This window comes from Geotalea sp. SG265, from assembly GCF_022808985.1.
In the GTDB taxonomy this organism is placed as follows: Bacteria; Desulfobacterota; Desulfuromonadia; order Geobacterales; family Geobacteraceae; genus Geotalea.
This window is the reverse complement of record NZ_JAKZFT010000001.1, coordinates 386287-409716: the sequence shown is the minus strand read 5'-3', so window position 1 is coordinate 409716 and position 23430 is coordinate 386287. Positions and strand designations below refer to the sequence as shown.

The 23430-nt window shown below is 56.7% G+C and carries 26 protein-coding genes; 25 read left to right on the top strand and 1 reads right to left on the bottom strand.

Annotation, left to right across the window (positions count from 1 at the left end; all coding sequences use genetic code 11):
- Positions 1–101: 101 nt before the first annotated feature.
- The 4 genes from ML541_RS02015 to ML541_RS02000 all read left to right on the top strand — a co-directional run bounded on the left by ML541_RS02015 (position 102) and on the right by ML541_RS02000 (position 2650).
- Positions 102–860: a DUF3108 domain-containing protein gene (locus tag ML541_RS02015; RefSeq protein WP_243370197.1), complete on the top strand. Its 759-nt coding sequence runs from the start codon at positions 102–104 to the stop codon at positions 858–860.
- A gap of 67 nt (positions 861–927) precedes the next feature.
- Positions 928–1626: a hypothetical protein gene (locus ML541_RS02010; protein ID WP_243370195.1), complete on the top strand. Its 699-nt coding sequence runs from the start codon at positions 928–930 to the stop codon at positions 1624–1626.
- Positions 1627–1773: 147 nt separating this feature from the next.
- Positions 1774–2211, top strand: coding sequence for a DMT family transporter (locus tag ML541_RS02005; protein WP_243370193.1), 438 nt, complete (start codon positions 1774–1776; stop codon positions 2209–2211).
- Positions 2212–2227: 16 nt separating this feature from the next.
- Complete coding sequence (locus ML541_RS02000; protein WP_243370192.1) at positions 2228–2650, top strand: peptide chain release factor-like protein; 423 nt, start codon at positions 2228–2230, stop codon at positions 2648–2650.
- Here ML541_RS02000 and ML541_RS01995 read toward each other — a convergent pair.
- Positions 2588–4600 (bottom strand): proton-conducting transporter membrane subunit, encoded by a 2013-nt coding sequence (locus tag ML541_RS01995; RefSeq protein ID WP_243370190.1) that lies wholly within the window; start codon positions 4598–4600, stop codon positions 2588–2590. The genes ML541_RS02000 and ML541_RS01995 overlap by 63 nt on opposite strands.
- 392 nt (positions 4601–4992) lie before the next feature.
- On the opposite strand from ML541_RS01995, the gene rho reads away from it, so the two are divergent.
- From rho to folE2, 21 genes are all read left to right on the top strand, one after another.
- Positions 4993–6240 (top strand): transcription termination factor Rho, encoded by a 1248-nt coding sequence (gene rho / locus ML541_RS01990; protein WP_243370188.1) that lies wholly within the window; start codon positions 4993–4995, stop codon positions 6238–6240.
- A 106-nt stretch (positions 6241–6346) separates the two neighbouring features.
- Positions 6347–6544 (top strand): 50S ribosomal protein L31, encoded by a 198-nt coding sequence (gene rpmE / locus ML541_RS01985; RefSeq protein WP_243370186.1) that lies wholly within the window; start codon positions 6347–6349, stop codon positions 6542–6544.
- A gap of 102 nt (positions 6545–6646) precedes the next feature.
- On the top strand, positions 6647–7336 hold the full coding sequence (thyX, locus tag ML541_RS01980; protein WP_243370184.1) for an FAD-dependent thymidylate synthase: 690 nt from the start codon (positions 6647–6649) through the stop codon (positions 7334–7336).
- A 39-nt stretch (positions 7337–7375) separates the two neighbouring features.
- Entirely contained in the window at positions 7376–8290 is a 915-nt protein-coding gene (locus ML541_RS01975; RefSeq protein ID WP_243370181.1) for a DUF1385 domain-containing protein, read from the top strand.
- 32 nt (positions 8291–8322) lie between these two features.
- Entirely contained in the window at positions 8323–9393 is a 1071-nt protein-coding gene (gene prfA / locus ML541_RS01970; protein WP_243370179.1) for a peptide chain release factor 1, read from the top strand.
- A 169-nt stretch (positions 9394–9562) separates the two neighbouring features.
- Entirely contained in the window at positions 9563–10414 is an 852-nt protein-coding gene (prmC, locus tag ML541_RS01965; RefSeq protein WP_243370177.1) for a peptide chain release factor N(5)-glutamine methyltransferase, read from the top strand.
- A gap of 38 nt (positions 10415–10452) precedes the next feature.
- A complete protein-coding gene (gene murA, locus ML541_RS01960; RefSeq protein WP_243370175.1) occupies positions 10453–11706 on the top strand; it encodes a UDP-N-acetylglucosamine 1-carboxyvinyltransferase in 1254 nt (417 codons plus the stop codon).
- The gene (gene hisG, locus ML541_RS01955; RefSeq protein WP_243370173.1) at positions 11703–12341 is read left to right on the top strand and encodes an ATP phosphoribosyltransferase; all 639 of its coding nucleotides are present in this window, start codon (positions 11703–11705) and stop codon (positions 12339–12341) included. The genes murA and hisG overlap by 4 nt, the downstream gene beginning before the upstream one ends.
- Positions 12338–13627 carry a histidinol dehydrogenase gene (hisD, locus tag ML541_RS01950; RefSeq protein ID WP_243370171.1) on the top strand — a complete coding sequence of 430 codons (1290 nt, stop codon included), beginning with the start codon at positions 12338–12340 and terminating at the stop codon, positions 13625–13627. The genes hisG and hisD overlap by 4 nt, the downstream gene beginning before the upstream one ends.
- A gap of 19 nt (positions 13628–13646) precedes the next feature.
- Positions 13647–14234 carry an imidazoleglycerol-phosphate dehydratase HisB gene (gene hisB, locus ML541_RS01945; protein WP_243370169.1) on the top strand — a complete coding sequence of 196 codons (588 nt, stop codon included), beginning with the start codon at positions 13647–13649 and terminating at the stop codon, positions 14232–14234.
- Positions 14235–14314: 80 nt separating this feature from the next.
- The gene (hisH, locus tag ML541_RS01940; RefSeq protein WP_243370167.1) at positions 14315–14941 is read left to right on the top strand and encodes an imidazole glycerol phosphate synthase subunit HisH; all 627 of its coding nucleotides are present in this window, start codon (positions 14315–14317) and stop codon (positions 14939–14941) included.
- A 21-nt stretch (positions 14942–14962) separates the two neighbouring features.
- Positions 14963–15700 carry a 1-(5-phosphoribosyl)-5-[(5-phosphoribosylamino)methylideneamino]imidazole-4-carboxamide isomerase gene (gene hisA, locus ML541_RS01935; RefSeq protein WP_243370165.1) on the top strand — a complete coding sequence of 246 codons (738 nt, stop codon included), beginning with the start codon at positions 14963–14965 and terminating at the stop codon, positions 15698–15700.
- Positions 15694–16455 carry an imidazole glycerol phosphate synthase subunit HisF gene (gene hisF, locus ML541_RS01930; protein WP_243370163.1) on the top strand — a complete coding sequence of 254 codons (762 nt, stop codon included), beginning with the start codon at positions 15694–15696 and terminating at the stop codon, positions 16453–16455. The genes hisA and hisF overlap by 7 nt, the downstream gene beginning before the upstream one ends.
- A gap of 38 nt (positions 16456–16493) precedes the next feature.
- Entirely contained in the window at positions 16494–16823 is a 330-nt protein-coding gene (locus ML541_RS01925; RefSeq protein WP_243370161.1) for a phosphoribosyl-ATP diphosphatase, read from the top strand.
- Positions 16824–16949: 126 nt separating this feature from the next.
- Positions 16950–17147 carry a 30S ribosomal protein S21 gene (rpsU, locus tag ML541_RS01920; protein WP_243370159.1) on the top strand — a complete coding sequence of 66 codons (198 nt, stop codon included), beginning with the start codon at positions 16950–16952 and terminating at the stop codon, positions 17145–17147.
- 9 nt (positions 17148–17156) lie between these two features.
- Entirely contained in the window at positions 17157–17600 is a 444-nt protein-coding gene (locus ML541_RS01915; protein WP_243370157.1) for a GatB/YqeY domain-containing protein, read from the top strand.
- Between the two features lie 115 nt (positions 17601–17715).
- The gene (locus ML541_RS01910; RefSeq protein WP_243370155.1) at positions 17716–18225 is read left to right on the top strand and encodes a CvpA family protein; all 510 of its coding nucleotides are present in this window, start codon (positions 17716–17718) and stop codon (positions 18223–18225) included.
- Positions 18226–18252: 27 nt separating this feature from the next.
- On the top strand, positions 18253–20025 hold the full coding sequence (dnaG, locus tag ML541_RS01905; RefSeq protein ID WP_243370154.1) for a DNA primase: 1773 nt from the start codon (positions 18253–18255) through the stop codon (positions 20023–20025).
- A gap of 25 nt (positions 20026–20050) precedes the next feature.
- Entirely contained in the window at positions 20051–21811 is a 1761-nt protein-coding gene (gene rpoD / locus ML541_RS01900; RefSeq protein ID WP_243370152.1) for an RNA polymerase sigma factor RpoD, read from the top strand.
- Between the two features lie 65 nt (positions 21812–21876).
- Positions 21877–22566 (top strand): 7-cyano-7-deazaguanine synthase QueC, encoded by a 690-nt coding sequence (queC, locus tag ML541_RS01895; protein ID WP_243370150.1) that lies wholly within the window; start codon positions 21877–21879, stop codon positions 22564–22566.
- 35 nt (positions 22567–22601) lie between these two features.
- On the top strand, positions 22602–23417 hold the full coding sequence (gene folE2 / locus ML541_RS01890) for a GTP cyclohydrolase FolE2 (protein WP_243370399.1): 816 nt from the start codon (positions 22602–22604) through the stop codon (positions 23415–23417).
- The last annotated feature ends 13 nt before the right edge of the window (positions 23418–23430 follow it).

The window sequence follows — 23430 nt, the reverse complement described above, 5'->3', positions numbered from 1 at the left end:
TTTCCCCCCTGCCTCCTTTTCCATAGAATCGGCTTGCCAGCCGGCGCTGAATCCTCTACATTGTAGACGCGATCACCACTATCAACTCCGGTGAGGCCCCAATGAAGAAAGCACTGCACCCGGTTATTTGCTCGTGCGGCATCATGCTGCTGTCGTTGTTCACTTCTGTTGCCGTTGCCTTTACCATACCGGAACGGCTGGTCTACGACATCAGCTGGAGCGGCATCACGGCGGGCACCGCCACCCAGGAGATACTGCGGGATGGGGAAATCCTGCGGATGGTCTCCACTGCCCGTTCGGCAGCATGGCTTTCGGCATTCTTCACGGTCGATGACCGGATCGAGTCGCTCATGGGCAAAGGGAGCGGCGACTTCCCCCTGGGGCTGCCCGTCACCTACAGTGAAAAGGTCCACGAAGGGCCCACCCGCCGTCACAAGCTGGTTACCTTCAACCACCGCCAGCGGCAGGCAGTCGTCGACGACCTGCTGGGCAAAACCAGGGTCTCCTTTCCCGTCACCCCCATCACCCACGATTCCCTCTCCTGCTTTTACTTTGCCCGCATGCAGAAGATGGAGCCGGGGACCTCTTTCTACGTGGATGTTTTCGACGGCAAGCGGCTGCACAATACGGAAGTGAAGGTGATCGGCCGGGAGACGGTAAAGACAGGGCTAGGGAAATTCTCCACCATCCACATCACGCCGATCTTGAAGACAGAGGGCATCTTCAGCAAGACCGGCGATATCCATATTTGGCTCACCGACGATGAGCGGCGCATCCCGGTGAAGATGCGCTCAAAGGTGAAGATAGGCAGCATCACCGCTACCCTTACCGGCGGAAGTTACTGGCCGGAGAAAAAGTAACACCTGGCAGGTTGCCATTTGGGCCATTTTCTAGCATAATGGCCCAATTTTGTGATAAGGAGGAGCAATGAGAACGTATCTGTCGTTTTTTCTTGTCGTGCTCTGTTTCACAGCAATAACCGCAGGACCGGCATCGGCAGCTCGTGCCGGGAAGGTCTATCTGAACGATGGTGCCGTCATTGAATGCCAGAAGGTGTGGCGCTCGGGGGGCAAGGTCATGGTGAGGGTCAACCGGGACGTGCTTCTCGATTTCTCCCCTGCTGAGGTTGACCTGAAGAAAACCTTTGCAAAAAAGGGGGTTGTGGCGAAGGGGAAGAAAAAGCACCTGCGCCAGGCCCCGAAACGAAAAATTGCACACACAACCTTCACACCGGTCCAGAAGCCAGTTTCATCGGCAAAAATTGCTGCACCTGCCAAACCGGCTGCCGTCGCAAAGACCGGCATAACACCTCCGGCCAAGGGTGCACCGGCCCCCAATGCTGCCGCTGAAAAGAATGCGGTGAAGGGAGGCGCACCTGCGCCGGCAACTCCTCCACCGGCACCGGCCGCCGCAGCTAAACAGGCTGCCCCGTCTTCGGCAAAGGGGAATGTCGCTGCATCCCAGCTCCCTAAGCCTGCACCGCGTCCTGCCGTAAAATATGTTCCGCCTCCACCCCCGCCACCGGAACCTTTTTACAAAAACCCGCTGGTCGTTCAGGCCGGAGGGGGAGGATTGCTGATCGTTCTGCTCCTGGTTCTACTGGTTATGAAAAGGAAGAAAGCATAAAAATCAGTTGGCAAAAGCCGTTTCCCTTTACAGGAAACGGCTTTTGCATCTCAAATGCTCGAAGTCGGGGGACGACAGGGGGTATCCTTACTTGGCGGAGGTGTTGTCTTTTTCTCAAGGAGCGGAGCAGAAAGGATTTTGTGCCCCATGAATAACATTATTCTCTTTTTTCTCATGTTTTGCGGCGGATTGGCCGTGGCACTGCAACCCTCTATCAACAGCCGTCTGGCACAGAAGATCGGCTTTATCGAAAGTTCCTGCATCTCCTTTGCCGTCGGCACGCTGGCACTCTACTTCGTTGCCCTTGTCGCCGGGCGCGGCAACTTTAGAAACTTGCCGGAGGCGGCATGGTGGGAGCTTTCGGGTGGACTTCTGGGGGCATATTTCGTTTCCATGACTATCCTGGCCGTGCCGCGCATCGGGACCACTGCCGCCCTGGCCGCCACGATCACCGCCCAGCTGCTGACTGGGCTCTTTCTCGATACCTTCGGCTTCTTCGGCTTTCGTCAGATACCGTTCGACCTGAAACGGGCCGTCGGCGTCGCTCTGCTCATTGCCGGCACCAGTCTGGTCTTTCGCCGCTAAAGGGGATAGAGCGCCCATGCCTACCTTTGCCGTAAGCGAAGAAAAGAACCGCTGGCTGCGGGAGAAGATGGCGCAGCTCGGCGTGAGGGAGGAGGACCTTGAGGAGCGCTTCATCCGTTCGTCGGGAAAAGGGGGCCAGCATGTGAACAAGACCTCCACCTGTGTCTATCTCAAGCATAAGCCGACGGAGATCGAGGTCAAGTGCATGGCCGAGCGAAGCCAGTCCATCAATCGCTTTCTTGCCAGGCGGGAGCTTTTGGAAAAACTGGAGTCGGCGGTGGGCAAGGGTACGGCGGCGGAGCTGAAGCGGGACAAGGCTCGGAAGCAGAAGGCGAGACGGAAAAAGCGGGCTAAGGGAAAATATGCTCCGGCCGGCTCAGACGGCCCAGGTAAGGAGCAGGCACAGGGTGACAAAGATATAGAGAATGTAGAGAGGTAGCTGGCCGTGCTGGAGCTTTCTCATCCGGTTGAACCTTTGATCCACGGCGGCACATAATGGAATGATCGCCAGTTCGAGCACTGCCTCCGGCACGTGGCTGCTGAAGCGGGTCTTCGCGGGGATGGTGCCGGCAATTTCAGGCCGGTGCAGGTGAGGGTGAAGCACCCCGGCGAAGAGTTTGACGATCATTTCGGCGAATGACGAAGAAGTGTATTGTATGCGCGGCGTGGGCCGCAGATATCCGCAGCCCCAGGTGACCGAGCGTGCCCTTGTATTTTTACGGTATGTGCGTGCGAGGGTAAGGAGCAGAATCACTGCCGCCATCAGCAGAACCATGGCGAGGATCGTTATCCATCCCAGTGGCGCTGCGGTCTGCAGCAATGGATTGTCGCTACTGGCCGGTGTCTGTGCCCAGGCCGAGACGGCAGGTTGCAGGAGTTTCGCCGCCCATTGTGGAAAGATGCCGATGAAGACACAGAGTGACGCCAGAGCGACCATCGGCAGCCGCATCGGCCATCCCGCTTCATGGACCTTGTGCGCTTCCTCGCTGCGGTGGGTGCCCAGAAAAGTAATGCCGCATGCCTTGACGAAACAGGCTACTGCCAATGCTCCTACCATGGCAAGGGCCGGAGCGGCCAGCGCCATGACCGGGACGGCAGGGCCGTTTTCTCCGCTGACTCCATTGAAAATGCCCAGATAAATCAGATATTCGCTGACGAAGCCGTTCAAGGGGGGCAGGCCGCAAATGGCCACCGCTCCCAGCAGGAACAGGGCGGAGGTCCAAGGCATTGGTTTGGCCAGTCCACCCATCAGGTCTATTTCCCGGGTGTGGCTGGCGTGGATGACCGAACCGGCTCCTAAAAAGAGCAGGGATTTGAAGAGTGCGTGGTTTACGGTATGGAGGAGTGCTCCTGCCATGCCGAGCATGGTGAGCAGGTTTTGGCCCGATGTCTGGCCGATTGCAGCCAGCCCGATGCCGATGAAGATGATGCCGATATTTTCGATGCTGTGATAGGCGAGCAGGCGTTTCAGATCATGCTGCCCCAAGGCGAAAACAACCCCCAGAATGGCCGAAGCGATCCCGGCAAGCAGCAGCGTCACCCCCCACCACAGGGGTGGATGGGGGAAAAAGGAGAGAATCCGGAGCAGGCCGTAGACGCCGGTCTTGATCATGACGCCGGACATGATGGCGGAGATGTGGCTGGGGGCAGCGGCATGGGCGGACGGAAGCCAGACGTGCAACGGCATCAGTCCTGCTTTTATGCCGAAGCCAAAGAGGGCGGTGCAAAAAATGGCGGCGGCAACCGCTGCAGGCGGGGCAATGCCGCTCATGGCCGAAAATTGGTAGGAGGAAGCGGCGACGCCGAGCAGGCTGAAGAGGGCGAATAACGCCAGAGTGCCTGTATGGGTAGCAACCAGGTAAAGCAATCCGGCATCCTGAACATCAGGTTTGTGGTCTTCGGTGGTCAGGACAAAAAAGGCTGACAGTGCCATTACTTCCCAAGCTATGAGGAAAAGAATGCCGTTTCTTGCAATAATGAGGATCAGGAGCGATGCGGTCAGCAGGCCGAAAAAAAAGGTCAGCCGGCGCCAGGTTTTGGGATTGACCTCGGCTGCCCAATAGCGGGTGGCATAAATGCTGCAACAGGAGGAGACGACAAGGACCGGCAGGAGAAACCAGGCCGAAAGGTAATCCAGCCCCAGATCGCACGGTCCGAACGGCAGTGTTTCGAAGATGCTGAATGTTGTGGTTTTCCCGGTCGCAAAGAAGATGCCGACCCCTGTTAGCCCAATAAGTGCGGCAATGACGACGAAAAGGGGCGCTGCAGCTTGAACGGACGATTGCCGCCTTCTGAAGAACAAGGGAAGAAGGCCTGATGTTGCGGCGAGGCAGGCACTCAGTGCTATCAGCACTGCCGGGTCGGTGATGGATGGTTGAACCACGGGCATTTCTCCTTCGAAGCAGAAGGTATAGGAAATTATATGGCCCAAGCGGACATGCGTCAATAAAAGTTGAGAAATGAACCAAAAAGAGCTTGAATTTTTTTACTAGTATGAGATTCTATTAATAATGTGTGTCGGTGGAATTGTCAATAAATTGTATTGACAAAGGCAATATTTGCGGTTTATAAAATTGTTAGTCCTCAATTGCCCCAGTTTTCATATTGCCTCAGCACTCATACCGAGAAAAAGCCGACACCCCAAGCGTAGAACCCAACTGATATTTTACAAACTCCGACGAAAAACAGCATTCCTCCTTCTCCCTATGTGCAATCACATGGAAAAATAAAGCTTACCCGAGTTTTGCCACGAAGGCATACTTGCGTCACTGCAGGAGACCTATGAACTTACAAGAACTAAAAGGCAAAAAGATCAATGAACTGGCGGCAATTGCCAAAGGTTTGAACATCGAGGGTGCCTCCAGCCTGCGCAAGCAGGATCTGATCTTTGCCATCCTCAATGCCCAGACCGAAAAAAACGGCATGATCTTCGGCGAGGGGGTGCTTGAGACCTTGCCGGACGGTTTCGGTTTTCTCCGGGCGCCCGATTACAACTATCTGCCGGGGCCGGATGATATTTATGTGAGCCCGAGTCAGATCCGCCGCTTTAACCTTCACACTGGCGATACGGTTTCCGGACAGATCAGACCCCCTAAAGAAGGTGAACGATACTTCGCACTTCTCAAGGTGGAGTCGGTCAACCATGAATCACCCGACGTTGCCCGTGACAAAATCCTCTTCGACAACCTCACCCCACTCTATCCCGAAGAAAAACTGAAGCTGGAAACAACCCCGGAAAACATGTCCATGCGGGTCATGGAGCTGATCGCCCCCATCGGCAAGGGGCAGCGCGGCCTGATCGTCGCCCCTCCACGGACCGGCAAGACCATGCTCATTCAGAATATCGCCAACTCCATTGCCGAAAATCATCCGGAAGTATTTCTTATCGTTCTCCTCATCGACGAGCGGCCGGAGGAAGTTACCGACATGCAGCGCTCGGTGAACGGCGAGGTAGTTTCCTCCACCTTCGACGAGCCGGCATCGCGGCATATCCAAGTGGCCGAGATGGTCATCGAGAAGGCCAAGCGGCTAGTGGAGCACAAGCGGGATGTGGTTATTCTCCTCGACTCCATCACCCGTCTGGCCCGTGCCTATAACACCGTCATTCCCCCATCCGGCAAGATCCTTTCCGGTGGTGTGGATTCCAACGCCCTGCACAAACCGAAACGCTTCTTCGGCGCCGCCCGCAATATTGAGGAAGGGGGCTCTCTGACCATCATCGCCACTGCCCTGGTGGATACGGGCAGCAAGATGGACGAGGTCATCTTCGAAGAATTCAAGGGCACCGGCAACATGGAACTCCACCTTGATCGTAAGCTCGTGGAAAAACGGACCTTCCCGGCCATAGACATCAACAAGTCCGGCACTCGCAAGGAAGAGCTGCTCATCGAGAAGAATTCTCTCAATCGGATCTGGATCCTGCGCAAGGTGCTGCACCCCATGAATGTGGTGGACAGCATGGAATTTCTCCTGTCCAAACTGGATGGAACCAAGAGCAATCAAGCCTTTCTCGACTCCATGAACAAGTGAAAAAGAGCTTGAAAAATTAGGGTAATGATGCTAGTTTTAGTACTTTCGAGTCACCACTGATTGTCAATAAGCGCATCAGGGAAGTGTCCCTGCTAAGGAGGAAGCTATGAAAGAAGGAATTCATCCCAAGTACAACGAGGTTACGGTAAAATGCCTGTGCGGCAATACCTTTCAGACTCGTTCCACCAAGCCGGAAATTTCGACGGAAATCTGCTCTGCCTGCCACCCGTTTTTCACCGGCAAGCAGAAGCTGGTTGATACCGCCGGTCGCGTCGAGCGGTTCAAGAAAAGATACGGCATGTAACAGGGCCCCGGCCTTGAGGAGTAATGAGGGGATTTTGTCCATGGCGAAATCCCCTTATCTGTTTTTTAGGCAGGTCTGCAAAAGCCCAATTCAAGGATATCAATGAAGGTCGCTCTTCTCCAACACACCCCCGATCCGGAACTCACCGTAGCCCTTGCTGCACGGCTCTGCTATTCCAAGGTGGGCATCGGCGAGCTGAAACAGAAACTTACCAACAGCGATATTACCTCTTTCCTCGACAAGATCATGTCCCTGGGCCATCAGTCGGTCCTGGAGCATGCCTCCTTCACCTTCGGCATCGAGGGCATTTCTCGGGTCACCTCTCACCAGTTAGTGCGCCATCGTGTTGCATCCTATTCCCAGCAGTCCCAGCGCTACGTCTCACACAAGGAGCAATTTGCGGTGGTGATACCCCCTGAGGTCGCCAAGCATGGGGAGATGCTGGAGCTGTTCGAGGAAGAGATGCGCCGGCTCCATGCAGCCTATGCCAGGATGGTGGATGCGGGGATTGCTGCCGAGGACGCCCGCTACCTGCTTCCCAATGCCACCGAGACCAAGATCGTCGTGACCATGAACGCTCGTGAACTGCTGCACTTCTTCGCCGTGCGGTGCTGTGAGCGTGCACAGTGGGAAATCAGGGCCATGGCTGTCGAGATGCTCAAACTGGCCCGGGAAGTAGCCCCGGTTATCTTCAGAGACGCCGGCCCCGGTTGCCTTGCCGGCCCCTGTCCCGAAGGGAAAATGACCTGTGGGATGGCTGCAGAGGTCAGGGAACGATTCAGCAACCTGTAAAGGAAGGGCAGGAAAACTGCCGAAGACGATGAGGTATCCATGGAGAAAATAAATATCGGCGGACAGGCGGTCATAGAGGGGGTCATGATGCGGGCACCACGCTCCATGGCCATTGCGGTGAGACGTCCCTCCGGCGAAATCGTGGTCAAGAAGGATGAAGTGATTCCCCTTTCGGAGCGGTTCCCGGTGGTAAAACTTCCCATTATCCGGGGCGCCGTTGCACTCTTCAACTCTCTGATCATCGGCATCACCGCTCTCAACTTTTCCGCCAACGAAGCCATGGTCGAAGAAGAGAAGGGGGAAGAGAAAAAGGAAATCTCTTCCTGGGCCATGGCCGGCACCATGGCTGTGGCTTTCGGTTTCGGCATCCTCCTCTTTTTTATCCTCCCACTCTACCTGACCAAGCTGCTTGTCCCCATCATCGGCGACTCAAATATCATTTTCAATCTGGTTGATGGGGTGATTCGGGTGGCGGTGTTCCTGCTCTATATTTTTTCCATTTCCCGCATGAGCGACATCCAGCGGATTTTCCAGTATCACGGCGCTGAACACAAGTCGATCTTCGCCTTTGAGGCGGGGGAGGAACTGACCGTGGAAAACGTGCGCAAATACAGTTGCCTCCACCCACGCTGCGGCACCAGTTTTCTGCTTATCGTGATGTTGGTGAGCATTCTCGTTTTTTCGCTCATTCCGAAACTGTGGCCTTTTTATCTCAAGGCCGGCTCACGGGTGGTTCTGCTGCCGCTCATTGCCGGCGTCTCTTATGAGATCCTCAAGTGGAGCGCTAAAAACGATCGGTCCCCTATTGTCAAGCTGCTTATTGCTCCGGGGCTGGCCCTGCAGCGCCTGACGACCCGGGAGCCTGACGACAGCCAGCTTGAGGTGGCGATCCGTTCCATGGAGGAGGCGCTGGAAGTCAATGCAGGTTACAAGGACGACCGGCTAGTCGTCTAAGGCTGTTTCATATAAACTCTTGAGGTTGTTCGATGCTTTTTGACAAAATAGAGGAACTTGAACGGCGCTACCAGGAATTGGAGGCACTGCTTTCCGACCCGGTGGTGTTGGGGAATCAGCCGGAATTCCGCAAGCTGTCGCGGGAGCATTCGGATCTGACTGCGCTGGTTCAGGCCTATCGTAACTATAAACGGATTGTCGGCGAGATCGAGGGTAACCGGGAGCTTCTGGCAGATCCGGAAATGAAGGAGATGGCCGAGGCCGAGTTGGAGTCCCTTGAGGAGCAAAAAACCGCCCTGGAGGCGGAAATCAAGGTGCTGCTCCTCCCCAAGGATCCCAATGACGACAAGAGCGTCATCCTGGAGATCCGTGCCGGTACCGGAGGGGACGAGGCGGCCCTTTTCGCCGGCGATCTCTTCCGCATGTACAGCCGTTTCGCAGAGACCAACCGCTGGCGGGTCGAGATCATTTCCGCCTCTGAGTCGGAGAAAGGTGGTTTCAAGGAGGTTGTCGCCTCCGTTGAGGGGGAAGGGGTATTTGCCAAGCTGAAATATGAGTCGGGAACCCACCGGGTGCAGCGGGTGCCGGAGACGGAGGCCCAGGGGCGCATCCACACCAGCGCCTGCACCGTGGCCATTATGCCAGAAGCGGAGGATGTGGACATCGACATCAACCCGACCGACCTGAAGATCGACGTCTACCGTTCCAGCGGCGCCGGCGGCCAGCACGTCAATACCACCGATTCTGCGGTGCGTATCACCCATATTCCAACCGGAACCGTGGTAGCATGCCAGGAAGAACGGAGTCAGATCAAGAACCGGGCCAAGGCCATGAAGGTGCTGAAGACTCGAATTCTCGACAATATCCTACAGGAGCAGAACGCGAAACTGGCGGCAGACCGCAAGCAGCAGGTGGGAAGCGGCGACAGGAGCGAAAGGATCCGCACCTACAACTTTCCCCAGGGACGGATGACCGACCATCGCATCGGCCTTACCCTGTATCGCCTTGATGCCATCATGGCGGGGGATATTGCCGAGATTGCCGATGCGTTGAGGGCGCATTATCAGATGGAGGCGCTACAAGCCCAATCCGAGGCCGCTTAGCTCATGCTGAAAAACGCCCATCTGCGGCGTTGCCCTTCGTCCTCGTCGCTGCGACGTAGCGCTGCTACGTCTCACTCCTCTGACTCGGGCGCCTCGCACCTGGGCATTTTTGAGCATGAGCTGGAACAGTGGCTCAGAGAGAAATTCTTCATACCTAGGGATTGCAACCATGTCTGCTGAAGTTTGGACGGTACTAAAGGTCTTGACCTGGACTAAAGAGTTCCTCTCACAAAAGGGTGTGGAGAACGCGCGCCTGGAGTCTGAATGGATGTTGTGCGCGGTGCTTGGTCTTGATCGGATGGGGCTTTATGTCAATTTCGACAAGCCGCTGACGCCACGGGAACTGGCCGACTACCGTGGTCTGATAGCCCGGCGTGGGCGGCGCGAACCGCTCCAGTATATCCTTGGCTCCCAGGAATTCATGGGACTCGAGTTTGCGGTGACCCCGGCGGTGCTCATTCCCCGCCACGATACTGAAGTGTTGGTCAACGAGGCGCTGAAACGGGCTCACAAAGGTTCCCGTATTCTCGATATCGGCGTCGGCAGCGGCTGCATCAGCATCGCACTGGCCAAGGCGTTACCCGATGCGACGGTTACCGGAGTGGATAGCTCGGCGGAGGCCCTTGCCGTGGCCGAGAAGAACCGGCAGGCCCATGGGGTGTCCCTGGAACTGTTGCAAGGTTCGCTGTTCGAGCCGGTCCATGGCCGGCGGTTCGATCTCATCGTCTCCAACCCCCCATATATCCCCAGCGCAGATCTGAAAGCACTGCAGCCGGAGGTTCTCGACCACGAGCCTGTCGCGGCTCTCGACGGGGGTGAGGATGGGCTGCATTTCTACCGCAGCCTCGTTGCCGCAGCACCAGATTACCTGGCACCGGGGGGGTGGTTGCTTTTCGAAGTAGGTATCGGCCAGGCTGAAGCAGTGGAGGGACTCCTTGCCGGTGGAGGGAAGTTTACCGGAACTTTTACCGCAAAGGACGCCGCCGATATTGACCGGGTTGTCGGCGGACAGCTGAAGTAGTCGGGGACCCGGCATAACCAATCAGCAGAGGTATCATTTTGGACAAGTTAGTGATTCACGGTGGCAAGAAGCTTTCCGGCGACGTGACCGTCAGCGGCTCGAAAAACGCTTCCCTTCCTGTCTTCGTTTCCACCATTCTCGCTCCGGCGGAGCATGAGTTCAGCAACGTCCCCTTCCTGCGTGACATCAACACCACTATCAAGGTCATGGAACAGCTGGGGGCAACGATCCAGGGCAACGGCAACGTGGTCCGGATCGACACCAGGGGCATCGACAAGCACGAGGCTACCTATGAACTGGTCAAGACCATGCGCGCTTCGGTGCTGGTCCTTGGGCCACTTCTTTCCCGCTTTGGCAAGGCCCGCGTTTCCTTGCCCGGCGGCTGCGCCATCGGCGCCCGACCGATCAACCTCCACCTGAAGGGCTTGGCGGCCATGGGTGCCGATATCAGTCTATCCCACGGCTATGTGGAGGCGAAGGCGAAGAAGCTGCAGGGGGCGCGGATCAATTTCGACATTTCCACCGTCGGCGGCACGGAGCATCTGTTGATGGCTGCTGCGACCGCCAAAGGCGAAACCATTCTCGAAAATGCGGCTCGCGAGCCGGAAATCGTCGATCTGGCCAATGTGCTGATCAAGATGGGCGCACGCATTGAGGGCGCTGGCACCGATACCATCCGCATCACCGGCGTCAGCGAGCTTGGCCCGGTAACACATAGGATGATGCCTGACCGTATCGAGGCGGGCACCTTCATGATCGCTGCGGCCATTACCGGCGGTGATGTGAAAATCCACAATATGCAGCTGGAGCATCTGGATGCCCTGGTTTTCAAGCTGCAGGATGCCGGCGTGGAAATCATCAACAAGGACAATGTGGTACGGGTCAAGGGACCGAAAAAGATCAATGCGGTTAATATCAAGACCCGCCCCTATCCAGGCTTTCCGACGGACATGCAGGCCCAGTTCATGGCCCTCATGTGTCTTGCCGATGGCGCCAGCGTCATCAGTGAAAACATCTTCGAGAACCGTTTCATGCACGTTTCCGAGTTGATGCGGTTCGGTGCCGACATTACCACCGAGGGCAACGCGGCTACTGTCAAAGGGGTGAAGAAGCTCTCCGGCGCACCGGTGATGGCTACCGACCTGCGCGCTTCGGCATCGCTGATCCTGGCTGGACTGGCATCGGACAATACCACCGAGGTCTCGCGCATTTACCACCTTGATCGCGGCTATGAGTTCATTGAAAAGAAGCTCGCTGGGCTGGGAGCAGATATTAAGCGGGTGCAAGAATGACCGATTTCATTACCATTGCCATTCCCAAGGGGCGGATCTTGCAGGATTCGGTGGCCCTGTTCAAGAAGATCGGCATCGACTGCGAAGAGCTTCTTTCCGACACCCGAAAGCTGATCTTCGAGAACCCGGTGCAGCGCATGCGCTACATGATCGTTCGTGCCACCGATGTTCCCACTTATGTGGAGTACGGTTGCGCGGATTTGGGGATCGTCGGCAAGGATACGCTCCTGGAGCAGGATAAGGATGTTTATGAGCCGCTGGACCTGAAGTTTGGCTACTGCCGCATGATGGTGGCTGAACCGGCCGAGCTTTCCCGTACCGATGATCCGGCAGGCTGGACCAACATCCGCATCGCCACCAAGTATCCCAACTTTACGGAAAAATATTTCACCGGCAAAGGGATTCAAGTGGAGATCATCAAACTCTACGGCTCCATCGAGTTGGCCCCACTGGTGGGCCTGTCGGAGCGGATCGTCGATCTGGTTTCCACCGGCGAGACCCTCAGGCAGAACGGTCTGGTGGAGGTGGAGACCATTGCCGAAATTACCACCCGCCTGATAGTCAACCGGGCCAGCCTGAAAACGAAGCACCAGCGCATTACGGAAATAATCGAAGGGCTGGAGAAGCACATATGAGATTTCTCGACTTCAAGGATAAGGATTTCGAGGCCCAGTTTCTCACCATCCTCAATCGTGCCGAGGCAATAAATACGGAGGTCGAGCCGACGGTTCGGCAGATCCTTGGAGAGGTAGCCTCAGGGGGGGATGCAGCGGTACTCGAATACACCTGTCGCTTCGACCGCCTGGAAGCGGACTCGGTCAAGTCACTGGAAGTGAGCGACAGGGAATTCGACGAGGCCTTTGCCCGGGTCGCGGAGGAGGACATCGCGGCCCTGAAGCTGGCGGTGGAGCGGGTGGCCCGTTTCCACCAGAAGCAGAAGCAGGAAACCTGGCTTTCCACTGAAGAAACGGACATCATGCTCGGCCAGATGGTGACGCCACTTGCGCGGGTGGGAATCTATGTTCCAGGCGGCAAGGCCAGCTATCCATCCAGCGTCATCATGAATGCGGTGCCGGCCAAGGTTGCCGGCGTAGATGAAGTGATCATGGTTGCGCCCACTCCTGGCGGCGAGATCAACCCCCACGTGCTGGTGGCGGCCCGTCTTGCCGGAGTAGACCGGGTTTTCAGGATCGGCGGCGCCCAGGCGGTGGCAGCCCTTGCCTACGGCACGGAGACCATTCCCCGGGTGGACAAGATCACCGGTCCTGGCAACATCTATGTGGCGACCGCCAAGAAGCTGGTCTTTGGCCAGGTGGGAATCGACATGATCGCCGGTCCCTCTGAAATATTGGTGATCAATGACGGCAGCGGCAATCCCGCTCACATTGCCGCCGATCTTCTTTCCCAGGCTGAGCATGACGAACTGGCTTCCTCCATACTCATTACCACCGATCGTGCCTTCGGCGAGAAGGTTGCCAAAGAGGTGGAGCTCCAATTGACGCAGCTTTCCCGTGAATCCATCGCCCGCAAGTCGTGGGAGACCTATGGGGCGGTGATCGTTGCCGGCAACCTTGCCGAGGCCATAGCGTTTTCCAATCGTATAGCCCCCGAGCACCTTGAACTGGCGGTGGCCGATCCCTTTGGGATTCTGCCCCAGATCCGCAACGCCGGGGCTATTTTCATGGGGTACTTTACCCCTGAGGCTGCTGGCGATTACCTGGCCGGTCCGAACCATACCCTGCCCACCGGCGGCACAGCTCGCTTCTTTTCGCCGTTGTCGGTGGATGACTTCGTCAAGAAATCCTCCATCATCTACTTCAGCGAAGGGGGGCTCAACCGGCTTGGCCCGGGCATTGTACGGATCGCCGGGCTGGAGGGGCTGGAAGCCCACGGGAAATCGGTCAGCAAACGCTTGAAATAATCCCCAGGAGGAGGCGAATATGTCGCGGAAAGCCGTCGTTGAACGCATCACCAAAGAAACCCAGATCAAGCTTTCTCTGAATATCGACGGCAGCGGGGAAGCAAAGATCTGTACATCCGTCCCGTTTCTCGATCACATGCTCAATCTCTTCGCCCGCCACGGCCTCTTCGACCTGGAGGTGGAAGCGAAGGGTGACATCGACATCGACTTCCATCATACCGTGGAGGACATCGGCATCGTTCTTGGCGATGCGCTGAAACAGGCCCTGGGGGACAAGAGCGGCATCCGCCGCTACGGGCAGGCCTCCATCCCCATGGATGAGACTTTGGCCAGCGTTGCGGTAGATCTGTCCGGTCGCCCCTACCTGGTCTACAACGTCAGGCTTCCCAAGGTTAAGATCGGTGAGTTCGACGTGGAGCTGGCCCGGGAGTTTTTCCAGGCCCTGACCAACAACCTGGCCGGCAACATCCATATCAACGTCATGTACGGCGACAACGTCCATCACGTCCTGGAAGCATGCTTCAAGGCCCTTGCCCGGGCACTGGATCAGGCGACCCAACATGATCCACGCATTTCCGGGGTCATGTCCACCAAAGGCAAACTTTAAAATCGGTGAGGGGGGAGGCGTGAGGAGTGAGGCGTAATGCCCTCTCCTTACCCCTTACTCTTCACTCCTCACAGGTTTCTATGATAGCGATAATTGATTATGGCATGGGCAACCTGCGCTCCGTGCAGAAGGCATTTGAAAAGGTCGGCTTCGAGGCGGCGGTTACGTCTGAACCGAAAGTTGTCCTGGAGGCGGACAAGGTCGTTCTTCCCGGGGTCGGTGCCTTTGCCGATTGCATGCACAACCTGGAGCAGGGGGGATTCATCGAGCCGATCCTCAAGGTGATCGCCGACGGGCGCCCCTTTCTCGGCATCTGTCTTGGGCTGCAGCTCCTCTTTACCGAGAGCGAGGAGTTCGGCATCCATAAAGGGCTGAACGTCATTCCCGGCCGCGTCTTGCGCTTCCCCGAAGGATTGGCAGAGAACGGCGAGGCGCTCAAGGTGCCGCACATGGGCTGGAATCAATTGACGCTGTGCGGCGACTCCCCGCTTTTCAAGGGGGTCGAGGCCGGCACCAACGTATATTTTGTCCATTCCTATTTCGTTAAACCGGACGACGAGAGTGTGGTAGCCGCCAAGACAGCCTACGGTATGGAATTTTGCTCGGCCATCCGCAGGGACAATGTTATGGCAACCCAGTTTCACCCCGAAAAGTCCCAGGAAAAGGGGCTACAGATGCTGAAGAATTTTGCCGAGCTGAAGGCGTAAACTAGTGTCCAGAGGGAATAAATGATCGTCATACCAGCCATCGATCTGAAAGAAGGAAAATGTGTCCGCCTGGAGCAGGGGCTCATGGAGCGCGACACGGTATACAGCGACAATCCGGCTGCCCAGGCCCTTGTCTGGGAGTCCAAGGGGGCGGAACTGCTCCATATTGTCGATCTTGACGGGGCCTTTGCCGGTGAACCCAAGAACAGGGGGGCCATCGAGGCCATTGTCAAAGCCCTGAAGATCCCGACGCAGCTGGGTGGCGGCATCCGCGACCTGGCAACCATCGAGGCCTACCTGGGCATGGGGATCGGCCGGGTAATCATCGGCACTGCCGCCCAGCGGAACCCGGAACTTGTGCAGGAGGCATGTGCCAAGTTCCCCGGTCGGATCGTCGTCGGCATCGATGCCAAGAACGGCATGGTCGCCGTGCAGGGTTGGGCCGAGGTTACCGGGGTGACGGCCATCGATCTGGCAAAGAAATTCGAAGGCTTCGGCGTTGCCGCCATCGTCTACACCGACATCAGCCGTGACGGCATGATGCAGGGGCCGAATATCGAGGCTACCAGGGCACTGGCGGAAGCGATCAGCATTCCGGTGATAGCTTCAGGGGGCGTTTCCACACTGCGGGACATTGAAAACCTGATGGCGGTGGAATCTGCCGGGATCAGTGGTGCCATTACAGGCAAGGCCATATATTCAGGCGCCATCGAGCTTTCCGAGGCTATCGCTCTGACCAAGCGGGGGGCCGCATGCTGACCAAGCGGATCATCCCTTGCCTCGACGTGAAGGGGGGGCGGGTTGTCAAGGGAGTGCAGTTTCTGGAGCTGCGTGACGCCGGCGACCCGGTTGAAATTGCCGAGATGTACGACCGCCAGGGGGCCGACGAGCTGACCTTCCTGGACATTACCGCCTCCAGCGATGCCCGGGATATCATCATCGATGTAGTGCGCCGCACTGCCGAGCGGGTCTTCATGCCGCTCACGGTGGGGGGCGGGGTGCGGACCGTCGATGATATCCGCCGCCTGCTCAATGCGGGCGCCGACAAGGTTTCCATAAACACGGCTGCCGTGCATCGTCCCGAATTCGTCAAGGAAGCGGCCGAGCGTTTCGGCTCCCAGTGCACAGTGGTGGCCATCGATGCACGCCGTGTGCCGGGAGAGGCGCGCTGGGAGGTATACACCCATGGCGGACGCAATGCCACCGGCATCGATGCAGTTGAATGGGCCCAGCGCATGGAGGAATTCGGCTCCGGGGAGATACTTCTCACCAGCATGGACTGCGACGGCACCAAGGATGGTTATGACCTTCCTCTGACCAGGGCCGTCTCCGACGCCGTGGGGATACCGGTAATCGCTTCCGGCGGCGTCGGCAACCTGGAACACCTCTATGACGGCTTTACCAAGGGGGGGGCCAGCGCCTGCCTGGCCGCATCCATTTTCCATTACAGGGAATACACCATCCATGAGGCAAAGGAATACCTGCAGGGCAAGGGTGTGCCGGTGAGGCTTTAAACAGTGATTAGTGATTGGTAAGGAGTGAGGAATGAAAAATGAGTGACGTGAACGATGATATCCTGCAGGCCGTTTACCAGGTGATCTTGGAGCGGAAGGCAAATCCTTCGGAGCAATCGTATACCGCTTCCCTCATGGCCAAGGGGATTGACAAGATCCTGAAAAAGCTGGGGGAAGAGGCAACGGAGGTGATAATAGCCGGTAAGGGAGGCGCGCGTGATGAGATCATCTATGAAACGGCAGATCTCTTTTTTCACTCCCTGGTGCTACTGGGCTACTATGGGATAGACCCTGAAGAAATCTACGGCGAACTTCGCCGCAGGTTCGGCATGTCCGGAATAGCCGAAAAGGCGTCCCGGGGCAGGTGAAAAACCGTTAAAGTTTTTCTTGACATTATGCTGACAGGTGTTAATATGCATAGTCCTTGTGAATAGTCTGCCGGCCTCAACCTTGTTAACTAAGTAAATTTATATACAGGAGGGAGGGGAATATGAATGCCGGGAGTAAGGGTAAAAGAAGCTGAGCCGTTTGAGCTTGCCTTGAAGAAATTCAAGAAACAGTGCGAAAAAGCGGGAATTCTTTCCGAAGTCCGCAAAAGAGAGCACTACGAAAAACCGAGCATCAAGAAGAAGAAAAAGGCTATCGCTGCTCGCAAGCGCGCCTTGAAGAAGCAACGTAAAATGGTCGATTAAGAGGTAGTTATGTCTTTACGGGAACGGCTAAATGATGAACTGAAGGCTTCCATGAAGTCGAAAGATGAACTCAAGCTGTCCGTAATTCGCATGGTCCGCTCCTCGATAAAGAACCGGGAGATCGAGCGACAGCACGAACTCGACGACCGGGAAATCATTGAAATCATCAGTACGCTCTGCAAACAGCGCAGGGAGTCCATAAGGCTTTTTCAGGAGGCAAAGCGCCAGGACCTTGTGGATAAGGAAGAACGGGAATTGTCGCTGCTCTTGGAATTTCTGCCGCAGCAACTGACCCGTGAAGAACTGCAGGAACTTGTCAAAAAGACCATTGCCGAATGCGGCGCGCAGGGGCCAAAGGATATGGGCCGGGTCATGAAGGCCCTGCAACCGAGCGTTGCCGGTCGCGCAGACGGCAAATTAGTCAGCGATGTGGTCAAGGAACAGCTGGCCTGATTTATGGCTAGGACCAGACTTTCCTGACGACAGGCTTACTTAAACAGGTGGGGGCGATTTTCGTAATTGCCCCTACTTTTTACTTTATGGGCTACAACCGGCAGCGGGTATTTGCATGATCCTTCTTGATATCCTTATCTGGGCCATTCTCATCGGTTTTGTCGTCAAGGGTTTCATGAAAGGTCTGGTGCGAGAGGCATGTTCTCTCCTTGGCCTGGTTACTGGGGGCTGGGCTGCCTTCAGATATTATCCATATATTGCGGAAGCAATCAGACCTTTTATTCACTTGCCCCAGCGTGTGGCGCTGGTCCTGTCGTTTTTCCTCATCTTCATTGTTCTCGGGCTGCTTTTCTATCTCCTCGGACACTTGCTGACCACCATTCTCAAGATCATGCTGCTTGGTGGATTGAACCGGGTTGGCGGCATTGTTTTCGGCTTTCTCGAAGGGGCATTCATTCTCTGCATGATTCTCTATCTTGCCACCACCAAGCCGGCACCGGACTGGATCAAGGGGTACCTGCTCAGATCCCGGACGGCCCAGCCGTTCATTGCTTCGGGCAGGGAGATCATTGCCGGGTGGGATGGCGCTGCGGTTCATCGCACGGGGACGAGCAGACAGAAATAGTGTTTGTCGCTCCATGAAGGTTTCAAGATGTCCATGATTCCCGACGATAAGGTTAACGAGGTACGGGAACGGGCCTCGATCCTGGAAGTTGTTTCGGATTACGTCAGCCTGAGGAAGTCGGGGGCCAACTACCAGGGGATTTGCCCCTTTCATGGGGAGAAGACCGGATCGTTCAACGTCAACCCGGCGCGGGGTATCTTCCATTGCTTCGGATGCGGGGTCGGCGGCAATGCCATCTCCTTCATCATGAAGATAGAGGGGCTCACCTTTCCGGAAGCGGTTAAGTTCCTGGCCAAGCGTGTTGGCGTCACTATCGAGGATCGCCCCCGCACTGCTTCAGAAAAGCGGCAGAGCGATGAACGGGAACTGCTCTACCGGATCAACGAGCAGGCGGCGAGGTTTTACCGACGGCTGCTGCTTAGCGACCCGGCGGCGGAGGCGGGGCGAGCCTACCTGGAAAGGCGCGGTGTAGATGCTGCCACCGCCGAAGCGTACGGCATCGGCTTTGCCCCCGATAAATGGGACAGCCTGACCAGGCACCTGGAACAGCAGCGTGTACCCATGGACCTGGCGGAGAAGTTGGGGTTGGTCAAGCGCCGCGAAGGTAGCGTACGCCACTATGATACCTTCCGCAACCGGCTGCTGTTTGTAATTGCCGACATGCATGGGCGGCCTATCGGCTTTGGAGGGCGGGTACTGGACGACTCGCTCCCCAAGTACATAAATTCGCCCGAGTCCCCCATTTACCACAAGAGCGAGGTGCTCTTCGGCCTTAACCTGGCCAAGCACGCCATGCGGGAGAAGGAAAACGGCATCATTGTCGAGGGGTACTTCGACCACTTGGCCCTCTACCAGGCCGGCATCAGAAATGTAGTAGCAACCTGCGGCACGGCTCTGACCAATGGGCACATCAAGCTGCTGCAGCGCTATGCAAAGAAGGTTTATACCCTCTTCGACGGGGATAGTGCCGGCAAGAAGGCAACCCTGCGCAGCATGAAGCTTTTTCTCGATGAAAAGCTGCCGGCAGGGGTCATAGAGCTGCCATCGGGGGACGATCCGGATAGCTTTCTCAAGACCAAGGGGGCTGCGGCCTTTGCCGATCATCTGGCCAAGGCTCGACCCATATTCGAGTTCTTTTTCGCCGAACTCCTGGGACAGTTCGACAGTGGTACCGTCGAAGGGAAAGTGGCCATAATAGAGGCGTTGGCGCCGCGCTTGGCGAAGATCGTCAACCCCATCGAGCGCGAGCTCTACGTCAAGGAGATAGCCAGGAAGCTGGGGGTGGATTTACGGCAGCTTCAAAGGAAGATCGGCCGGGGGGCCATCACCGCTGCCGATCTTGCCCCAAGGAAAGAACGGAGCGCCCCGCGCCGTGCCAACGGCCCTGAAGAGACGCTCCTTGCCCTGATGGGTAAATATCCGGGCGTTATCAGACGGGTGCGACAATCGGGTCCGGCCAATCTCTTTTCTGCCGACCTTTTGCCAGTCGCCGAATCGATCATCGCCCAGAGCGAATCCCATGCCGGTATAGACTGGGCGCTGATACTGGAGCAGATCGGCTCACCCGAGGAGCGCAGCCGGCTTGCCGCCATTTTCATGGACGAGGACCGCCTGGAAGAGATAGATGCAGCAAAGGCCTTCGACCAGTGTCGCATGAGCCGGGACCGGTCTCAATTGAAGGACGGTGAAGTGAAGGAACTGAAGAGGGAGCTGGCCAGACTGGATTCCGATTCGGAGCGATATTGGGAAATATTAAGGAAATTGGATACCTTGCGAAACAGGAAATCGCAATTACTATAGATATACACGGCAATGAGGTGAAGTAATGGCTAAGAAGAACATGGATGAAGTCAAGCAGTTGATTGACCTGGGCAAGGAGAAAGGTTTCCTCACCTATGAAGAGGTCAACGATCTTCTTCCCCCTGATATTGTCTCATCCGAACAGATCGACGACGTCATGAGCATGTTCGGTGATATGGATATTGAAATAGTCGATTCCGCCCAGAAGGTGAAGATCCCCAAGGTGAAGCTGGACCTGGAGGATGAAGAGGAGCTGGAAGGGGAGCAGGAAGAGGTGGAATTCGAGCCGGGAACCCTGGGACGGACCAGCGATCCCGTGCGCATGTATCTGCGGGAAATGGGCTCCGTGTCCCTTTTGACCCGTGAAGGTGAAGTTGAGATTGCCAAGCGGATCGAGGTGGGGGAACGGGATGTGGCGAGCGTTATCCTTAATACTCCCATCACCGTGAAAGAGGTCATCTCCCTGGGGGACAAGCTGCGCAAGTTCCAGATTGCCGCCATTGAAATCAGTAAAGAGGTGGAAGAGGAGGAGTTGGAGGAAGGCGAGGAGGATGTCCAGGCAAACCGCCTGCTGGCAACCATCGACGAGATCCGGGAGTACGACCGGCGGGTGGAAGAAATCGTCGCCGTCCTTGACCAGGGAACTCTCCCGGCGAAGGAGCGCGAGGCGCTCGTGTCCGAACAGCAGGAATTCAAGGCCAAAATGGCCGAACTCCTGAAATCACTCCGCCTCAAGGACCGCCACATCGAGAAAATTTCCCAGCGGCTGAAGGAACTCTCCCACAAAGTCGACAAGATGATGCAGGAGATTGCCGACCTGGAGAAGGAAGCAGGTGTTTCCTCGGCTGACCTAGTTGCCATGCTGGCAAAGATGGCCAAGAGCCCGGAAGATGAGAAAAAGATCCTGAAGAAACTGGGGCTTTCCCTGGAAGACGTGCAGAAGCTGGAAAAAAGATTCAAGACTGCCGAGCGTAAGCTGAAAAAGATCGAACACGAATCCGGCTTCAAGGCCTCCGATCTTTCCAACGCCCTGCAGGCCATTGACGAGGGGGAGCGGAAGGCCAAGCTGGCCAAGTCGGAGCTGGTCGAGGCCAACCTGCGCCTGGTGGTCTCCATTGCCAAGAAGTACACAAACCGAGGCCTGCAGTTCCTCGACCTGATCCAGGAGGGGAACATCGGCCTGATGAAGGCGGTGGACAAGTTCGAGTACCAGCGTGGCTACAAGTTCTCCACCTATGCCACTTGGTGGATCCGCCAGGCCATCACCCGGGCCATCGCCGACCAAGCCAGGACCATTCGTATTCCGGTGCACATGATCGAGACCATCAACAAGCTGATCCGCACCAGCCGCCAGCTGGTCCAGGAGATCGGCCGCGAGCCGTCGCCGGAGGAGATTGCCGAGCGGATGAGCCTGCCTTTGGATAAGGTGCGCAAGGTGCTGAAAATCGCCAAGGAGCCCATTTCCCTGGAGACCCCCATTGGGGAGGAGGAAGATTCCCACCTTGGTGATTTCATCGAGGACAAGGGGGTTGTCTCTCCCTTGGAGGCGGTCATCAAGGCGAACCTTTCCGAGCAGACTTCCCGGGTGCTTTCCACCCTGACGCCGCGGGAAGAGAAGGTTCTGCGCATGCGCTTCGGCATCGGCGAAAAGAGCGATCACACCCTTGAGGAGGTGGGCCAGGACTTCGAGGTGACCCGCGAGAGGATTCGCCAGATCGAGGCCAAGGCGCTGCGGAAGCTGCGCCACCCGAGCCGGGCGAAGAAATTGAAGAGTTTCGTGGAATAGAGAGCAATGAGGCCGCACCGTGAGAACGGCGCGGCCTTTTAGTTTGGGGAAGCAGAGGGAGCGGGATGAAAAAGAAAGCAGTAGTTCTATACAGTGGCGGGCTGGACTCCACCACCTGCATGGCGATTGCCCGGCATGAGGGTTTCGAGCCCTATGCCATGAGCTTTGACTACGGACAGCGCCATGCTGTGGAGCTGGCGACTGCCAAGGCCAACGCCAAGGCGATGGGGGCGGCCGAGCACATGGTGGTCAGCTTCGACCTGCGCAAAATGGGGGGGAGCGCCCTCACCGCAGACGTGGCTGTGCCCAAGGAAGGAGTGGGAGCAGGCATTCCAGTGACTTATGTGCCGGCGAGAAACACCATATTTCTTTCCTTTGCCCTAGGGTGGGCCGAGGTGCTGGGAGCCTTCGACATTTTCATCGGTGTCAATGCCCTGGATTATTCTGGCTATCCCGACTGCCGCCCCGAATACATCGCCGCTTTCGAGAAGACGGCGAACCTTGCCACAAAGGCAGGGGTTGAAGGTACTGGCAGATTTGCCATACATGCGCCACTCATTGCCATGACCAAGGCTGAGATAATTCGCACCGGGCTTACCCTGGGGGTTGACTACGGCAGAACCCATTCCTGCTACGATCCGACCCCCGCAGGGCTTGCCTGCGGTCTGTGCGATTCCTGCCGTCTGAGGTTGAAGGGCTTTGCCGAGGCCGGTGTTGCCGATCCGGTCCCCTATGCAGTGAGGTGTGAAGGGTGAAGAGTGAAGAGAGAAAAGTGAAAGAAACCGACGTCATGCCGGACATGCAGAAATCCCGCGATAACCGCAACATCCCCATCGGCAAGGTGGGGGTCAAGGACATCTCCTATCCCATCGTTGTCATGGACAAGAACAAGTCCATCCAGCACACCGTGGCCCGGATCAACATGTACGTGGACCTGCCCCATCACTTCAAGGGGACGCACATGAGCCGCTTCATCGAGATCCTCAATGTCTACCGCGAGGAGATCGCCTTGGACAAGATGGAGGCCATGCTGGAGAAGATGAAGGAAAAACTGGGGGCTAGCACCGCCCACCTGGAGATAGAGTTCCCCTACTTCATCGAAAAACAGGCTCCGGCTTCCGGTGCCAAAAGCCTCATGGAGTATACCTGCGAGTTCAGCGCCAGCCTTTCCTCCCATTTCGATTTCGTCCTCGGCATCAAGGTGCCGGTGACGTCCCTCTGTCCCTGCAGCAAGGAGCTTTCGCGGTACGGCGCACACAACCAGCGCAGCATCATGACGGTCAAGGTCCGCTACCGGGAATTCATCTGGATTGAGGACTTGATCGAGATCGTGGAAGGATGCGGATCCAGCCCGGTTTATTCACTGCTGAAGCGCGAGGACGAAAAGCTGGTCACGGAACGGGCTTACGAAAACCCGAAATTCGTGGAGGACATGGTGCGCGAGGCGACCCAGAAGCTTCTTGCCATAGACAACATCACCTGGTTTTCCGTGGAAGCGGAGAATTTCGAATCTATTCACAAGCATTCCGCCTATGCCGCCATCGAACGGGACAAACGGGAGCTGGCTGTGGATAAGCCTGTTGAAAACAGCGGAAATTGTGGATAAAGCTATACTTTGC

Coding starts and splice junctions, on each gene's coding strand:
- ML541_RS02015 (WP_243370197.1), top strand. CDS start 102: ATGAAGAAAGCACTGCACCCGGTTATTTGCTCGTGCGGCATCATGCTG.
- hisB (WP_243370169.1), top strand. CDS start 13,647: ATGTCGCGGAAAGCCGTCGTTGAACGCATCACCAAAGAAACCCAGATC.
- ML541_RS01915 (WP_243370157.1), top strand. CDS start 17,157: ATGTCTTTACGGGAACGGCTAAATGATGAACTGAAGGCTTCCATGAAG.
- rpoD (WP_243370152.1), top strand. CDS start 20,051: ATGGCTAAGAAGAACATGGATGAAGTCAAGCAGTTGATTGACCTGGGC.
- dnaG (WP_243370154.1), top strand. CDS start 18,253: ATGTCCATGATTCCCGACGATAAGGTTAACGAGGTACGGGAACGGGCC.
- ML541_RS01910 (WP_243370155.1), top strand. CDS start 17,716: ATGATCCTTCTTGATATCCTTATCTGGGCCATTCTCATCGGTTTTGTC.
- hisD (WP_243370171.1), top strand. CDS start 12,338: ATGAGATTTCTCGACTTCAAGGATAAGGATTTCGAGGCCCAGTTTCTC.
- ML541_RS02000 (WP_243370192.1), top strand. CDS start 2,228: ATGCCTACCTTTGCCGTAAGCGAAGAAAAGAACCGCTGGCTGCGGGAG.
- ML541_RS02005 (WP_243370193.1), top strand. CDS start 1,774: ATGAATAACATTATTCTCTTTTTTCTCATGTTTTGCGGCGGATTGGCC.
- rho (WP_243370188.1), top strand. CDS start 4,993: ATGAACTTACAAGAACTAAAAGGCAAAAAGATCAATGAACTGGCGGCA.
- queC (WP_243370150.1), top strand. CDS start 21,877: ATGAAAAAGAAAGCAGTAGTTCTATACAGTGGCGGGCTGGACTCCACC.
- prmC (WP_243370177.1), top strand. CDS start 9,563: ATGTCTGCTGAAGTTTGGACGGTACTAAAGGTCTTGACCTGGACTAAA.
- ML541_RS01925 (WP_243370161.1), top strand. CDS start 16,494: ATGAGTGACGTGAACGATGATATCCTGCAGGCCGTTTACCAGGTGATC.
- hisA (WP_243370165.1), top strand. CDS start 14,963: ATGATCGTCATACCAGCCATCGATCTGAAAGAAGGAAAATGTGTCCGC.
- prfA (WP_243370179.1), top strand. CDS start 8,323: ATGCTTTTTGACAAAATAGAGGAACTTGAACGGCGCTACCAGGAATTG.
- ML541_RS01995 (WP_243370190.1), bottom strand. CDS start 4,600: ATGCCCGTGGTTCAACCATCCATCACCGACCCGGCAGTGCTGATAGCA.
- rpsU (WP_243370159.1), top strand. CDS start 16,950: ATGCCGGGAGTAAGGGTAAAAGAAGCTGAGCCGTTTGAGCTTGCCTTG.
- ML541_RS02010 (WP_243370195.1), top strand. CDS start 928: ATGAGAACGTATCTGTCGTTTTTTCTTGTCGTGCTCTGTTTCACAGCA.
- ML541_RS01975 (WP_243370181.1), top strand. CDS start 7,376: ATGGAGAAAATAAATATCGGCGGACAGGCGGTCATAGAGGGGGTCATG.
- hisG (WP_243370173.1), top strand. CDS start 11,703: ATGACCGATTTCATTACCATTGCCATTCCCAAGGGGCGGATCTTGCAG.
- rpmE (WP_243370186.1), top strand. CDS start 6,347: ATGAAAGAAGGAATTCATCCCAAGTACAACGAGGTTACGGTAAAATGC.
- hisF (WP_243370163.1), top strand. CDS start 15,694: ATGCTGACCAAGCGGATCATCCCTTGCCTCGACGTGAAGGGGGGGCGG.
- hisH (WP_243370167.1), top strand. CDS start 14,315: ATGATAGCGATAATTGATTATGGCATGGGCAACCTGCGCTCCGTGCAG.
- folE2 (WP_243370399.1), top strand. CDS start 22,602: ATGCCGGACATGCAGAAATCCCGCGATAACCGCAACATCCCCATCGGC.
- thyX (WP_243370184.1), top strand. CDS start 6,647: ATGAAGGTCGCTCTTCTCCAACACACCCCCGATCCGGAACTCACCGTA.